This window comes from Streptomyces sp. NPDC057623 (assembly GCF_042800355.1).
Taxonomy (GTDB): Bacteria; Actinomycetota; Actinomycetes; order Streptomycetales; family Streptomycetaceae; genus Streptomyces.
On record NZ_JBHVGZ010000004.1, the window covers coordinates 88,461 to 103,642 of the forward strand.

The 15,182-nt window shown below is 70.9% G+C and carries 12 protein-coding genes; 4 read left to right on the forward strand and 8 right to left on the reverse strand.

Translation table 11 applies throughout. The features are described from left to right. Positions 1-61: 61 nt before the first annotated feature. From ACFU95_RS06165 to zapE, 6 genes are all read right to left on the reverse strand, one after another. Positions 62-1,450, reverse strand: coding sequence for a PhoX family protein (locus ACFU95_RS06165; RefSeq protein ID WP_383822449.1), 1,389 nt, complete (start codon positions 1,448-1,450; stop codon positions 62-64). Positions 1,451-1,794: 344 nt separating this feature from the next. After that, positions 1,795-2,658, reverse strand: a complete 864-nt coding sequence (locus ACFU95_RS06170) for a slipin family protein (RefSeq protein WP_383822452.1) — start codon at positions 2,656-2,658, stop codon at positions 1,795-1,797. A gap of 115 nt (positions 2,659-2,773) precedes the next feature. Further along, positions 2,774-4,249, reverse strand: coding sequence for a SulP family inorganic anion transporter (locus ACFU95_RS06175; protein WP_383822455.1), 1,476 nt, complete (start codon positions 4,247-4,249; stop codon positions 2,774-2,776). Positions 4,250-4,254: 5 nt separating this feature from the next. Next, entirely contained in the window at positions 4,255-4,833 is a 579-nt protein-coding gene (locus tag ACFU95_RS06180) for a carbonic anhydrase (RefSeq protein WP_383822458.1), read from the reverse strand. Between the two features lie 83 nt (positions 4,834-4,916). Then, entirely contained in the window at positions 4,917-5,321 is a 405-nt protein-coding gene (locus tag ACFU95_RS06185; RefSeq protein ID WP_383822461.1) for a hypothetical protein, read from the reverse strand. A 175-nt stretch (positions 5,322-5,496) separates the two neighbouring features. After that, positions 5,497-6,606, reverse strand: coding sequence for a cell division protein ZapE (gene zapE, locus ACFU95_RS06190; protein WP_383822464.1), 1,110 nt, complete (start codon positions 6,604-6,606; stop codon positions 5,497-5,499). 37 nt (positions 6,607-6,643) lie between these two features. Here zapE and ACFU95_RS06195 point away from each other — a divergent pair, with 37 nt between their 5' ends. The 4 genes from ACFU95_RS06195 to msrB all read left to right on the forward strand — a co-directional run bounded on the left by ACFU95_RS06195 (position 6,644) and on the right by msrB (position 10,081). Beyond that, on the forward strand, positions 6,644-7,450 hold the full coding sequence (locus ACFU95_RS06195) for a pyrimidine reductase family protein (RefSeq protein ID WP_383822467.1): 807 nt from the start codon (positions 6,644-6,646) through the stop codon (positions 7,448-7,450). A 149-nt stretch (positions 7,451-7,599) separates the two neighbouring features. Further along, positions 7,600-8,076, forward strand: coding sequence for an indole-3-glycerol phosphate synthase (locus ACFU95_RS06200; protein WP_383822469.1), 477 nt, complete (start codon positions 7,600-7,602; stop codon positions 8,074-8,076). A 192-nt stretch (positions 8,077-8,268) separates the two neighbouring features. Next, positions 8,269-9,660, forward strand: a complete 1,392-nt coding sequence (murC, locus tag ACFU95_RS06205) for a UDP-N-acetylmuramate--L-alanine ligase (RefSeq protein WP_383822471.1) — start codon at positions 8,269-8,271, stop codon at positions 9,658-9,660. A gap of 13 nt (positions 9,661-9,673) precedes the next feature. After that, a complete protein-coding gene (gene msrB / locus ACFU95_RS06210) occupies positions 9,674-10,081 on the forward strand; it encodes a peptide-methionine (R)-S-oxide reductase MsrB (protein ID WP_383822474.1) in 408 nt (135 codons plus the stop codon). Between the two features lie 13 nt (positions 10,082-10,094). Here the strand turns inward: msrB and ACFU95_RS06215 are convergent, their stop codons facing one another. After that, on the reverse strand, positions 10,095-14,528 hold the full coding sequence (locus ACFU95_RS06215; protein WP_383822477.1) for an AAA family ATPase: 4,434 nt from the start codon (positions 14,526-14,528) through the stop codon (positions 10,095-10,097). Between the two features lie 4 nt (positions 14,529-14,532). Further along, positions 14,533-14,907: a hypothetical protein gene (locus ACFU95_RS06220; protein ID WP_383822480.1), complete on the reverse strand. Its 375-nt coding sequence runs from the start codon at positions 14,905-14,907 to the stop codon at positions 14,533-14,535. Between the last annotated feature and the right edge of the window lie 275 nt (positions 14,908-15,182).

Below are 15,182 nucleotides of genomic sequence, written 5' to 3' on the forward strand. Positions count from 1 at the left end.
CGCACAGGTTGGAGGACCGGCCGGAGAGATGGCCTCCGCTCGTGGAGGCCCGGGGGAGCGGCTACCTGCGCCAAGGTCCCGTCACCGCGAACGTCGTGCCCGGTGTGTAGCAGTTGACGTACATCGTCCTGCCGTCCGGCGAGAAGGTGACCCCCGCGAACTCGCCCCACTCCGGCTCTGCGGCCGTGCCGATGTTCTGGGCGTTACGCGCCATCGCGTACACCTCCCCGCGTCGCGTCACGCCGTAGACGTGCTGGGCGCCGTTGCCGTCCTCGCAGACCATCAGGCCGCCGCTGGGCGCGAGGCAGATGTTGTCGGGGGACTCGCCGGGGAGCTGGAGGTCCGTGTCGGGGCCGAAGACGATCACCAGGGTCAGGCGGCGCTCGGAGGGGTCGTAGCGCCAGATCTGCCCGTAGTGGTCCGCCGCCGAGCCCTCGGCCGCGCGCGCGAAGGAGGAGACGAAGTAGACGGAGCGGCCGCCCCAGTAGCAGCCCTCCAGCTTCTGCGCGTGGGTGATGCCCTTGGGTCCGAAGTCCTGGTGGCGGATGGGGGTCTGCGCGGCCAGCGGGTCCGGTACGTCGACCCACTCGATGTTCTCGAAGCTCGCGCCGGTCTCCTGGATCGAGGAGAGGTCGGGGACGCCCGGTACACGCATCGCCTGGAGGCGGCCGCCCGCGCGCAGGGTGCCCAGACCGCCGTGCGGGTGGTGGGGCAGGAAGCGGTAGAAGAGGCCGAAGGGTTTCTGGAAGGCGTCCTCGGTCTCGTAGACGACGCCGCGCCGCGGGTCCACCGCGATCGCCTCGTGCTGGAAGCGGCCCATCGCGGTCAGCGGGACCGCCCCGGAGCGGTGCGGGTTCGCCGGATCGACCTCGAAGATGAAGCCGTGGTCCTTGGTGTAGCCGTTGGTGCCGGCCCGGTCCTCGGTCTCCTCGCAGGTCAGCCAGGTGCCCCAAGGTGTGGGCCCGCCCGCGCAGTTGACGGCCGTACCGGCGATGGCGACCCGCTCGGACAGGACGCGGTTACGGGAGTCCAGCGCGAGCGCCGTACAGCCGCCCTTGCCGGCGGGGTCGTAGGTGAGGCCCTCGACGGTCGGGACGGGAACCCTGCCGTCGGCGCGGTTCTCGTGGTTGCGGACCAGGTGGACGCGGCCGTGCCGGCCGGGCAGGGCCGTCATGCCGTCGTGGTTGGAGGGGACCAGTCCCTCGCCGGAGCGGAGCTTGTCGCCCTCGCGGGAGAGGACGCGGTAGGAGAAACCTTCCGGCAGGTCGAGCAGGCCCTTCGGGTCGGGGACCAGCGGACCGTATCCGGTGTGGCCGAGGTTCTGCGCGGCGGCGGTGCCCGCGAAGAGTTCGGTGAGATTGCCGGCGAAGGCGATCGAGACGCCCAACGCGCCGGTACGGGCAAGGAGTTGACGACGTGACGTACGGTCGACGGCCGTGTTCTCGGACATGGGACAACCTTCCTGCTGGCGGACAGGAGCTGTGACCCCGCCGTGTCTATCACTTGGCGCCAGTCGCGGGAACCACGCGCGTAGCGTGTGTCACCAAGGTAAGAACGGGGTTTCGCCTCCAGGGCGAGAGACCGCCCACATGATCGGGTAAGGTGTGCGCCGTGCGTTGCGAGAACCAAGCGCGCACACCGTGCCGATCGAGAGCCAAGACGGCACAGTCGAGCTTTGCTCAACAAACCGGGCAGGTTCCATCCCGGCTGGTGATGAGGGAGTAAGCCCCTTCAGGTTGTTGACCTGCGGGGCTTCCTGAGCCAGGAATCCCGCTGCTTCAGCTGGGGGAGGGTTCAATTCTGAAGGGGCTGTCCGGGGGCGTCCGGCGCGGATTCCGCGGCGGACTTCTCCACGGCCGCCTGCTCGGAGGCGGGCTCGGCCTTGTGCTCCGGCGCCGGCTGTGCCCCCCGCTCCAGGAACCGCAGCAGTTCCACCGGGATCGGCAACACCAGCGTGGAGTTCTTCTCCGCCGCCACCGCCATCACCGTCTGCAGCAGCCGCAGCTGGAGGGCCGAGGGCGCGTCGGCCATCTGGTGCGCGGCCTCGGCCAGCTTCTTGGAGGCCTGGAGTTCGGCGTCGGCGTTGATGACCCGGGCCCGGCGCTCGCGGTCGGCCTCGGCCTGCCGGGCCATGGAGCGCTTCATCGACTCCGGCAGGGACACGTCCTTGATCTCGACCCGGTCGATCTGCACGCCCCAGCCGACGGCCGGGCTGTCGATCATCAGCTCCAGCCCCTGGTTGAGCTTCTCGCGGTCGGACAGCAGATCGTCCAGATCGCTCTTGCCGATGATCGAGCGCAGCGACGTCTGCGCCATCTGGGAGACGGCGAAGCGGTAGTCCTCGACGTTGATGATCGCGGCCGTCGGATCCACGACCTTGAAGTAGACGACCGCGTCGACCCGCACCGTCACGTTGTCGCGGGTGATGCCCTCCTGGGCGGGCACGGGCATCGTCACGATCTGCATGTTGACCTTGTGCAGCCGGTCCACGGCGGGGACGATCAGCATGAACCCCGGCTCGCGCACCCGGCCCCGCAGGCGTCCGAGCCGCAGGATCACCCCGCGCTCGTACTGCTTGACGACCCGAGCGCCGGCCGCGACGTACACCGCTCCCGCCGCGCAGACGCCCGCAGCCACGCCCAGCAGCTCCTCGACCATGACGACCTCCTTGCGGAGAGGCCCGTTCTGTACGCTCTTGTAACGATATGCCCGGTATCTGGTCCGGGGCCATGGACGGCCCCGGACCAGACACCGGGCTAGGGGTGTACGCCGGTCAGGTCGCCGAGACCTGCTCGGCCTCGGTGACCCGCACCGGTTCCGTGCCCACCGCGCTGTGGCGCTCGGCCCAGTTCTCCAGGGCCGTACGGCAGGCGTGGTCCAGGTGGTGCAGCCCGGACAGGTCCAGCTCCACCGGACGGTCCTGGGGCAGGGCCTCCAGGCTGTCGAGGATCTTCGGCAGCCTGAGGAAGGTCGCGTTGCCCGACAGGTGCGCCTGGATCGGTCCGGCGCCCTTGTCGATGATCTCCAGCTTCAGGTGCGAGGCCTCCCAGGCGGTCTTGACGATCGACAGGGCCAGACCGATGAGCACGCCCTCGAACATGTTCACCGCGACGATCGAGACGGCGGTGACGACCAGGATCAGCGCCTCGCCCCGGTGGCCCCGCCACAGGGAGACGATCCCGCGGAAGGGGATCAGCTTGAAGCCCGAGTGGACCAGGATGCCCGCCAGCGCGGGGATCGGGATCAGCGCCAGCGTGGCCGGCAGCAGCGCCGCGAACAGCAGCAGCCACACGCCGTGCATGACCCGGGACGCCTTGGTCTTCGCGCCCGCCTGGACGTTGGCCGAGCTGCGCACGATGACCGCGGTCATCGGCAGTGCGCCCAGGACGCCGCAGACCGTGTTGCCCGCGCCCTGCGCCATCAGTTCCTTGTCGTACTCGGTGCGCGGGCCGTCGTGCAGCCGGTCCACGGCCGCGGCGCTGAACAGCGACTCGGCCGACGCGATGAGCGTGAAGGCGACGACCGTGGCCAGCACGCCGATGTTGGCGAGCTCGCCGAAGGCGCTCATGGACGGCGGCTGGATGGCGCCCAGCAGGCCCTTGACCTCGACGGTGGCGACCGGCAGGGCGAACACCACGGACACCAGCGTCGCGAGGCCCACCGCGGCGAGCGGTCCCGGAACCGTACGCACCTGGCGCGGCATCCGCTTCCACAGCACCAGTACGGCGATGGTGCCCGCGCCCAGCCCGATCGAGGCCAGCGCTTCGGTGTTCCCGACGGCTTCGGCGAGCGCGCCGGGAAGCCCGGCTATCTTCTCCAGGCCGGAGGCGGGCGCCTTGGCGTCCGCGACCGAGTAGAGCTGTCCGGCGATGAGCACAAGGCCGATACCGGCCAGCATGCCCTCGACGACGGAGACCGAGATGGCCCGGAACCAGCGCCCCAGCTTCAGGGCGCCCATGAGGAGCTGGAGCAGACCGGTGGCGAGCACGAGCACACCGAGGACCGGCAGCCCGAACTCCTGGACGGCCTCGAAGACCAGCACGGTCAGACCGGCGGCCGGTCCGGAGACCTGAAGGCTGCTGCCGCGCATCAGGCCGGTGACGATGCCGCCGACTATGCCGGTGACGAGGCCGAGCTCGGCCGGCACTCCGGAGGCGACCGCGACGCCGACGCACAGCGGCAGCGCGACCAGGAAGACGACCAACGAGGCGGCGAAGTCCTGCCGCAGGTGGGGGAATTTGGTCATCATGCCGATCACAGCGCTTCGAACGCGTCGGTCTCGGAGCTGTGGACGCGCACGGCTCCCTTGTGCACCTCGTAGTACCAGGCGTGCAGGTTCAGTTGACGCTCCTTCAGCTTCTTCTCGATGCAGGGGTACGACCGCAGCCGCAGCAGCTGCGTCAGCACATGGGCCTGGACGCCTTCGGCGACCTCCGGGTCCTCCACGGCGCCCGTCGGGCGGGGGGTGGCGTGCGAGAGCCAGTCGCGCACGGCCGGTACGGCGTCCAGGTCGTCGCCGCGCACCAGCGCGCCGACGGCTCCGCAGTGGGAGTGGCCGCAGACCACGATCTCGCTGACGCCGAGGACCTCCACGGCGTACTCGATGGTGGCGGCCTCGCTGGTGGGGTGCTCCGAGGCGTACGGCGGGACGATGTTGCCCGCGGTGCGCAGCTCGAAGAGCTCGCCGGGGCGGGCGCCCGTGATCAGGGCCGGAACGACCCGGGAGTCGGAGCAGGTGATGAAGAGGACCTGCGGCGACTGCCCTGCGGCCAGTTTGGCGAACTCCTCAGGGCGCTGTCCGAACGTACGGGCGTTGTCGATGAGGGGCTGCATGTGTGGTGACTCCTCCTGGCGCGTCTCATTGGCGCGTCGGGGTTTTTACATGACAGAGGTGGGGGGGGGGATCGCTCTGCTTCTCAGCAGCGGAAGATCTGAAGCCCCGCCGGAGTGTGGGACGTCGAGGATCTCGACGTGCGTTCATGCGCGATGCCGGGTGTGCCCGGCTGGTGCGCGGACGCGGGGTCCCGGGTGAGCAACGGGCGGTCGGGCGGCTGGGGCCCGGAGTCGGCGTGGCGCAGGTGGTCGCGGGTGCGCAGCGGACCGGTCGGGTCCCCGTCACCTGATGGCGCGCAGTGGCGGAACGTGAGGGTCTCGTCGCGCAACGCCTTGCCGGAGGATTTGATTCCGGGCTGAGCCTTGGCCTTTGCCTGACTGACCGTATGCGCGTGTGCGAAGGATCCGCTGGGTGTGAAGAACTGGAGGGCGAGCAGGAGGGCGGCGAGGACGGAAACCACGGTCCGTGCCGTCGTACCTCGGAACATGCGCCCCCCTCCAGAAAGTTCACACCTATGGTGCACGCCAATGCTTGGTCAACCGTTGGTCAAGAAACACGTTAACCCGGCAAAGTCGTTTGCAGGGTTAACTTAACGTTTCGAGCTGAAGAGAGCCTGAAATGCGAGGGTGGCTTGGCTTGAACCACCCCTTGACCAGGGGGGATTAGTGGGTTACCAGGCTCTTGGCGTCGCGGGCCAGCGCGGTGAGTCGTGAGATGGCGCGGAAGTACTTCTTGCGGTACCCGCCGTTGAGCATCTCCTCGCTGAACAGCTTGTCGAACGGCTGTCCGGCGGCCAGGACCGGGACTTCACGGTCGTAGAGCCGGTCCGCGAGCACGACGAGCCGCAGCGCGGTGGACTGGTCGGGAATCGGCTGGACGTCGGTGAGACACACGGCCTCCAAGCCATCGGTCAACGCGCCGTAACGACTGGGGTGGACGCGGGCGAGGTGCTCCAGCAGATGCGGGAAGTCGTCGAGCGACGCGCCCTCGGTCGCGTACGCCGCCTTGGTCACCTGTTCGTCGGAGTACGGCGCCGGTGCCTCGGGCAGACCGCGGTGGCGGTAGTCCTCGCCGTCGATGCGCAGCGGGCGGAAGTGGGCCGACAGCCCCTGGATCTCCCGCAGGAAGTCGGCCGCCGCGAAGCGGCCCTCGCCGAGCTTGCCGGGGAGGGTGTTGGAGGTGGCGGCGAGTGCCACGCCCGCGTCGACGAGCTTGCCGAGCAGGGTGGAGACGAGGACGGTGTCGCCGGGGTCGTCGAGCTCGAACTCGTCGATGCACAGGAGCCGGTGACCGGAGAGGGTCTGCACCGTCTGCTGGAAACCGAGGGCGCCGACGAGGTTGGTCAGTTCCACGAACGTGCCGAACGCCTTGAGGGACGGCTCGGCCGGGGTGGCGTGCCAGAGGGAGGCGAGCAGGTGGGTCTTGCCGACGCCGTAGCCACCGTCGAGGTAGACGCCGCGGGGGCCCGCCGGCACCTTGGACGCCTTTGCCCTGCCGAACCCGAGGAAACCGCGTTTGGCCTTCCCCGCGCCGCTCGCGTGCGCCCCGCCGAGCCCGCCGGCGAAGGACTCCAGGACCCCGACCGCCTCGATCTGGCTGGGCTGGTTCGGGTCCGGGATGTACGTGCTGAAGCGAACCGAGTCGAAGCGCGGCGGCGGCACCATCTCGGCGACCAGCCGGTCCGCCGGGACATGCGGCTCGCGGGCGCACAGGGACAGCGGGCTCGCTTCGGCTATCGGGCTCGGCTGGGACGCGGCGGAGGAGGACGACACGGTTCACCATGCTAAGCGCCGTGCCACACTCCTTGACATGCGACGCCTGTTCCCTGTGACCGACGAGACAGCTACCAGGGCCCTTGGCGGTTCGGCCGGGGGTGATCCCGTCGAGCGGGAGTGGAGCCTTGCCGAGCTTGCCGCCGCCTACGCCTATCCCGAGTCCGCGCCCGGCGCTCCGCAGCCCTGGCTGCGGGCCAACATGGTGTCCACGCTGGACGGGGCCGCTCAGCACGACGGCCGTTCGCAGCCCATCTCCACCGCGACCGACATGCGGATCTTCGGCACACTGCGGGCGCTGGCGGACGTCGTGATGGTCGGCGCCGAAACGGTACGTCAGGAGGGGTACCGTCCGGCGCGCGTGCGTGCGGAGTTCGCCGAGGCGCGTGAGGCGGCCGGACAGGCCCCCGCGCCGGCGATCGCGGTGGTGAGCGCCGGCCTGGAGTTCGACTACGGCCTGCCGCTCTTCACCTCGCCCGCCGTGCCCACCCTGATCCTCACGGGCGCCGCCGCGGCGCCGGACCGGGTCGCCGCCGCGGAGAAGGCGGGCGCCCGGGTGGTGATCGCCGGTGACGGCGTCGGCGTGGACCCCGTACGGGCCGTCCAGGCCCTCGCCGAGCTCGGTCACACCCGGCTGCTGACCGAAGGCGGCCCACGGATGCTCGGGCAGCTGGTGGCCGCCGGGGTGCTCGACGAGCTCTGTCTGACGATCTCCCCGATGCTCACCGCCGGAGACGCCCAGCGCATCGCCGGGGGACCGTCGGTGGCGGTCCCGAAACGGTTCGAGCTGGTGTCGCTGCTGGAGGAGGAGGGCTTTCTGTTCGGGCGGTACCGGCGGACGTGAGGTTGGGCCGGACCGGAAACGGGTTCTCTGCATGCCGTGCTCCCGAAACGGCGGAATCCACCGTTCCGTTTAGCTTCCGCCGGGCACACTAAAACTCGCAGTCCCCGTGCGAGCACGGGGCAGGATGGTTTCCGCAGAAGGGGCGCCCGGTGTTCACAAGCGTTTTGATGATCGAGAAGGCCCTGACGTCGGCCGACGTGGAGTTCGTCACCACCTTGCACGGGGACGAGCAGGTCTCGTTCCATGTGCTGCTCCAGCCGCGGGGCGAGCAGGCCGACAGGTTGTTGCGCGCCATCGACGACATCGCGCTCGGCGAGCTGGACGAGGCGGTACGGGAGGGGGAGACCCCCGAGGGCCAGGAGGCCCTGAGCACGGGGGAGCGGGCGCTGGAGGTGTCGCTCACGGCGCTGCGGGCCGCCTCCGGCGGTGGAGCGGAGGGGCGGCTGGTGGAAGATCACCCTCTTGACGTGCTGAAGGGTGTGGTCGACGAGGTGGGTGCGGACGAGGTGATCGTGCTGACCGATCCCCACTACGTGGAGGAGTTCTTCCACCGGGACTGGGCTTCGAGGGCTCGGCACAAGGTGGGGGTGCCGGTGCTGAAGCTTTTCTCGCACAGCGAGGTGTAGTGCCTCAGGGGTGCAGGAGTTTGCCGGGTGCGGGTCCGTCGTGGTTGCTCGCGACCACGCGGCGGAGCCGCATATCGACACAGCCCCGCGCCCCTGGGTAGGCGCGGTCACCCGCGTCCCGTTCGCGAGGCCCACCTCCCCACCCCATAGGCTGGGGCCTCACCGTCGTATCGCAATCCTGGGAGAACACGCATGGCACCCGGCCTTCCCACCGCCATGGACCGACCGCACTTCATCGGCATCGGCGGGGCCGGGATGTCCGGGATCGCGAAGATCCTCGCCCAGCGTGGGGCCAAGGTGGCCGGCAGTGATGCCCGGGAGTCCGCGACCGCCGAGGCGCTGCGGGCGCTCGGGGCGACCGTGCACATCGGGCACGCGGCGGAGCACCTCGCGGACGACGCCAGCTGTGTCGTCGTGTCGTCGGCGATCCGGAAGGACAACCCCGAGCTGGTCCGCGCCGCCGAGCTGGGCATCGAGGTGGTGCACCGCTCCGACGCGCTCGCGTCGCTGATGGACGGGCTGCGCCCGATCGCCGTCGCCGGAACGCACGGCAAGACGACCACGACGTCGATGCTGGCCGTCTCCCTGACCGAGCTGGGCCTGAAGCCGTCGTACGCCATCGGCGGCGACCTCGACGCCCCCGGCTCGAACGCCCTGCACGGCGACGGCGACATCTTCGTCGCCGAGGCGGACGAATCGGACCGCAGCTTCCACAAGTACGCCCCCGACGTCGCGATCGTCCTGAACGTCGAGCTCGACCACCACGCCAACTACGCCTCGATGGACGAGATCTACGAGTCCTTCGTGACGTTCACCGACCGCATCACCGAGGGCGGCACCCTGGTGATCTCGGCGGACCAGGAGGGGGCCCGGGAGCTGACCCGCCGGGTCACGGCCCGCGATGTGCGGGTGGTGACCTACGGGGAGGCCGAGGGCGCCGACGTGCGTGTCCTGTCGGTGGTGCCGCAGGGACTCAAGAGCGAGGTCACCGTCCTCCTCGACGGCCGAGAGCTCACCTTCACGGTCTCGGTCCCGGGCCGCCACTACGCGCTCAACGCGGTGGCCGCCCTCGCGGCGGGCGCGGCGCTGGGCGTGCCGGTCGCCGAGCTGGCCCCCGCCCTGGCGGCCTATACGGGTGTGAAGCGGCGGCTCCAGCTGAAGGGCGAGGTCGCGGGCGTCCAGGTCATCGACTCCTACGCCCACCACCCGACCGAGATGACGGCCGACCTGGAGGCCATGCGCTCGGCCGCCGGGGACGCCCGGATCCTGGTCGTCTACCAGCCCCACCTCTTCTCCCGCACGCAGGAGCTCGGCAAGGAGATGGGCGACGCCCTCACCCTCGCGGACTCCTCGCTCGTCCTCGACATCTATCCGGCCCGCGAGGACCCGATCCCCGGTGTCACCAGCGAGCTGATCATCGAGGCGGCCCGCGCCGTCGGCGCCGAGGTGACGCCGGTGCACGACAAGGCCGAGGTGCCCGACCTGGTCGCGGGAATGGCGAAGCCCGGTGATCTCGTTCTCACCATGGGCGCGGGCGATGTCACCGACCTGGGCCCGCTCATTCTGGACCGCCTGTCGAAGTGAGGGGCAAGCACTCATGTCGTACGACATCGAAAAGCCGGACGAGCAGTGGCGCACGGAGCTGACGCCGGCCGAGTACGCCGTCCTCCGGCAGGCCGGGACGGAGCCCGCCTTCACCGGTGAGTACACCAACACCAAGACGACGGGCGTCTACTCCTGCCGCGCCTGCGGCGCCGAACTCTTCACCTCCACCACGAAGTTCGAGTCCCACTGCGGCTGGCCCTCCTTCTACGACCCGAAGGACACCGACGCGGTGGAGCTCATCGCGGACCGCTCGCACGGGATGATCCGCACCGAGGTGCGGTGCGCCCGGTGCGGGTCGCATCTCGGGCATGTCTTCGAGGGCGAGGGGTATCCGACGCCGACGGATCAGCGGTACTGCATCAACAGCATCTCGTTGCGGCTGACGGCGGACGAGGGCTGAGACCGGCGCGCGGTCACTGTTGCTTCGCGTCGCACGGCTGCGCATACGGGGCGTCCGGCACTGCGGCCTGCCAGGCCGCTTTGCTCAGGGGTGGCCCGGAGACCGCGCAGACGTAGGCGCGGGCCGACTCGGGGCGGACGAACCAGGCAACGCCGGTGCCCGACCAGTCCACGCTGATCAGCGTCTGGGCGTCGGAGGTGAACGCGACGCCCTTGACCGGGCTCGGGCCGGCGCTGAGGACCGCCGACGGGTTGTCGGCCTGTTCCGCGTCCGGCTCCCAGAGCCTGATGCTGCCGTCGCCATAGCCGACGGCCAGCACATGCCGCCGGTCGGGTTTGACGGGGGCGAAGGCGATGGAGTGGGTCGAACCGGCGGCGGCCTTCAACGGAGGGAGGGCGCGGGGCCGCCGGACGTCTGTCATGCGCCACATCCGGACGGTGCCGTCGCCGCAGCTGACAGCGAGCAGTTCCCCGTCGGCGGAATACGCCAGACTGTTGGCGCCCGCCGTCGACGAGTCGAGTGGAGCTGTCAGCATGGTGGGCTGTTCCCTTCTACTGCTGTCCCACAGTTCGACCTTCCCGTCGAGTGAGGCGGACGCGAGCGTGCGGCTGTCGGGGCTGAAGGCCAGCGCCTGGACATTCGATGATGCCTTCAGCGGTGCACCGAGCGGGATGGGCGCGTCTGCCTCAGTGATGTCCCATACGTGGATGTCACGGTCCGCGGTGCCCACGGCCATGAGTCGTCCGTCGCCGCTCAGCGCCACGGACAGGGCCATCGCGCCTTTGTCACTGACGCTCAGGGGTTCACCGACGAGCTTCGGTTCTGCGGGGTTCGAGATGTCCCACAGGAGGGCCCACCCCCTGCCGATGGCGGCGGCGAGGAGGTGCCGGGTCGCGGAGAATGCCAGGGTCTGTGCCACCTCCTTCCCTTTCAGCGCGGGTGCGGAGGGCAGCGGCAGCCGGGCGAGCTCGGCGGGCCTGCGCGGATGGGTGAGGTCCCAGAGGGTGACCCCCGTCTCGCGATCGGTGCTGCTGATCGCGGCGAGCCGGCTGTGCGGATGGGTGGCCACCGTCTGGGCCGTCGCCCCGGGGCCCAGGATGAGGGGGCCGGTGAGCGGCCAGACGCGGACGCTTCCGTCGTGGTATCCCGCGACGACGGCTGTGCCTTGCGGGGTCGCCGCGAGCGAGGTCACCGGGACCGGTCCCTCGAGGGTGCGAACCGGGCGGTAGGTGTCCTCGCTGAGCAGACGGATCGTGCGGTCCACGCCGCCGACCGCGATCAGCTTCCGCTCGGGCACGGTCGTCACGTCGGACGCCATGCCGTCCGGACCTGACTGCAGGGACTTCGCGGAGGAACCGGTTCGGCGCTCTTCGGTGAGCCAGTACCGGGTGGCGTTCCCGCCGTCCGTGGTCGCGCCCAGGAGTCGGGTGTCGTCGTCGCTGAAGGCGAGCGCCATGATGTTGGTGCGCGGCCCGCCGTGCGCCGGACCGTCCGTGGTCGGCGCGCGCCCGTGGCCCGCGGCCCAGAAGCGGACCAGTGCCCCTTCGGGGTCCCGGCCGTAGGCGGTGGCCAGCAGTGTGTCGTCGTGGCTCCAGGCGACCGCGCTCACCCAGGACGACGGCTCACCCTGGAGCTCTGACGGTGGCTGCCCGGCGGTTCGCGTGTCGTATAGCAGGGTGAGGCCGCTGTCGTAACCGACGGCCAGGCGGGAACCCTTGTGGTCGAAGGCGACAGCATGGGCGGCGCCGACAGCCTTGCCGCCGCGACGCGGAGCATGCAGGGGACCCAGTTTCCTGGGGGAGGCCGGCCGTGTGACGTCCCACCGCCACACGGTTCCGCTCTCGTCCGCCGCCACCAGCGAGCGGCCGCCGGGGGAGAAGGCCAGGTCGTAGACCGCACCGGCCGGGTCCTTCAGCCGTACGTCGATCGCACGGGGACGGAACGGATCGGTCAGGTCGGTGAGGTGTACGTCGCCGTCGATCCCGGCGGTCGCGACCAGGTTCCGGCTGCTGACCGCGCTCGCGTAGACCGGGCTGTCGTGCCCGGCCAGCGGGATCTCCGGCGACGTCCCGGCCGCGTTCAAGAGGGCACTGCGGCTCGCCCGGTTCGGCGACTGCTGCCATGCGGCGAGGCTCACCTGCAGAGCAGCCGCCTGCTGACGGGCTCGCAGTCGGCTGACCGCCTCAGTGAGGATCCGGCTCTGCTGGGATGTGGTCAGCGCGTTGTTCTCGTGGTTCAGGGCCAGCAGCAGAGGGGTCAGGGCGATCAGCACCGCGACCAGCGCCACGATCGCCAGCCGCTGTCGGCGCTGCCGGGCTGCCTGGCGCCCCTCCTGGTGGCGCGTGCGCAGCCCCTCTTGCACGAACGCCACAGTGGTGGGGTCCGGTGCGGCGTCCGGCATCCGCGTACGCTCCAGTGCCAGATCGAGGCGGGCGCCCCGGTACACCAGGCCGGGGTCGCGTCCGGCGGCCTCCCACGCCTCGGCATCGGTGCGGATGCGCCGGTCGGCGGCCTGGCGCTCATGTCCGTCGGCGACGGCTTCCCGCATCTCGGGCCAGTGGCGCAGGAGCGTCTCGTGAGCCAGCTCGTAGGCCGGGCCGGGCAGCGCTCGCATCAGGCGGGCCGCGACGAAGGCGTCGAGGGCCCGGCCGGCCGCCGCGGTATCGGGTGCCCGGCCCAGCAGTTCCGCCTCTGTGGCCTGGCGCGCGGTATCGGGTACGCCGTCGCCGATCCGAGCGAGCAGGGGCAGCAGGGCGCGCAGAGCTTTCCGGGCGGCGGGATCGAGGGAGCCGAAGACGTCCGAGGCGGTGCGGGCGAGGGCCTTGGACGCTCCCCCGACGGCCAGATAGGCGGCCACGGACATGTTCAGGCCGTCGCTGTGTTCGAACGTGCGGCGCAGGGCGTGCGCGGCCAGCGGCAGGACCTGGGCGTCGACGACGGGCCCGCCGGAGAGTTCGGCGAGGTTCTGGTGGACGAGGGCGGCCAGTCCGCTGTCCACACGCAGGCCCGCGCGGCGGGCGGGGCCGGTCACCATCCGCTCGATCTCCCGGGCGTGCAGCGGACCGAGCAGCATGGGCGGCGACGCGGTGGCGTCGGTCAGTTGCGGCGCCGTCGTGCAGGCGCTGTGGAAGTCGAGCTTGACCGCGTACACCAGGACGGCAGGGGGTGGTTCGGGGCCGCTCGGGCGCCACAGGGCCTCCAGGGCGGTCAGGAACGTCTCGCGCTCGCGTGTACCGGAGGTGAACGCCTGCTCGAACTGGTCGGCGACGATCAGCAACCGCCGTTCCACGCCGGGACTGTCTTCCGTCCGCAGTATCCGCCGCACCGCGTCACACAGTCCGGCACTGTCCGCCGTCGTGACGAGGTGGTCGAGCTCCGCGCGGTCGCCTGCCGGGAGGGCCGCCGCCAGGGCGTCGACGAGAGCGGTGACCGGTCGGCGGCCCGGCTGGAAGAGGGCGACGGGCCAGTCGCTCATCCCGGGCACGGGCACCTGATCGGCCTGGACGGCGGCGAGCATGCCGGCCCGCAGCAGTGACGACTTCCCGGTGCCGGACGGGGCGGTGACGGCGAGCGGCCGGTGCTGGTGGGCACGATCCGCCAACAGCGCGAGCAGTTCGGTGAGTTCGCGGCCGCGGCCGTGGAAGAAGGCGGCCTGGCTCGTCTCGAAAGCGGCGAGGCCGGGATAGGGGACCATACCGTGCGGGGCGGTCGTGCCCGGCAGGTTCCGGTGCGCCCGCACCGACAGGACGGTATCGCCCACGCAGTCCGCGCCGAGGCGGCGAGGCCGGGCGCCGGGTGGCGTCTGCTGCGTGAGCCGCGCGGAGACCCCCTGGTACAGGCCGTCGAGGGTCACGTGGGGCGGGTCGCTCGTGGGTGCGGACGTCAGCGTGTCGATGGCCGCTGCCGTGAACGGTGTGACGACGCTCCCCGACGGCGCCAGGACGTCCTCCGATGCCGAGGCGATCACGTAGGTGCGGGTACCGCCGAGCCGGGTGAAGGAGTGCGCGGAGAAACAGCAGTCGAGGACGACGGCTCGCGCGGGCGCCCGGGAGGACAGCAGGTAGTTGCCGAGCATGGCGCACGGCAGAGCGGTGTGGGCGAGGCGTACGGCACGCGAGTTGTCCGTCGTGCGCGTGGCCAGGTAGAGGTCACCGCCGGGACCGAGGATGCCGTGCCCGATGAAGTACACCAGCAGCAGGCCGGTGGCGTGCTCGGCGGCGTCGGCGATCGCCTCACCGAGTGCGCTGACGTCGGGCGGGTCGGTCAGGATGCGCACATGCCGGCCTGCCCCGGCCGCGTCCGCGCCAAGTACCTTGCCCAGGGCGCGGGCCGAGGCCGTCGAGGCCGGGACATCGGCAAGGCCGGAGCCGGGCGCATGCCGCCCGGTCGCCACCACCAGCATCTGGTCGGGCGCGTCCACCGCGCCGTACCGGTCCGTCGGCGGCACGTGATCACTCCCCAGCGGGTTCGGACAACTCGCCCCGCTCACGCAGGAATTCGGCGAGAGCCGCGGCGTCCACCCGGCCGCAGCGCTCTGCCTTGACCGTGGACACGGCACCGTCCTCCCGCGTGACAGTGATCTCGACGTTCGATGTCCGCTCACGCAGCCATGCGATGATCACCGCCGCGCACCCGGTGGCCGCCCCGGCACCGACGGATGCCAGGATCTCCGGGAGCCCGCCCAGCGTCTGGGGAACGGGCCGCCCGCTTCGGAGCTCGAAGTGGCAGCCGGCCGGTGCGCCTTGCGCCAGTCGCTGCCACAGATCCGGCATCGCCCCAGCGCCGCCGGACTGGTCCACGCCGATGATGAACGCCATGGGTTCCATGACCTGCCTCCCCCTGCTCCGTCGATCGCCGCGCTGGCCCGCAGCCACGATTCATATCGGTCGGCGCGGTCCGAGCGCCCGGTTCCGTGGGCGCTCCACCCGGATGAGGGAAGACGCGGTGTCACGGGGCGGCCTCCAGGGCGTGGAGGTGGTCGAGGGGCGGAACATGTCCGGGCCGGGGGCGGCTGCATGCCGGGTGTCCGGCACTGGTCGCCTCCCGGCGGCGGGCTGACGCCGCCGGATGTGCGTGTGGTCGCTGTCTGACGGCACGGCTG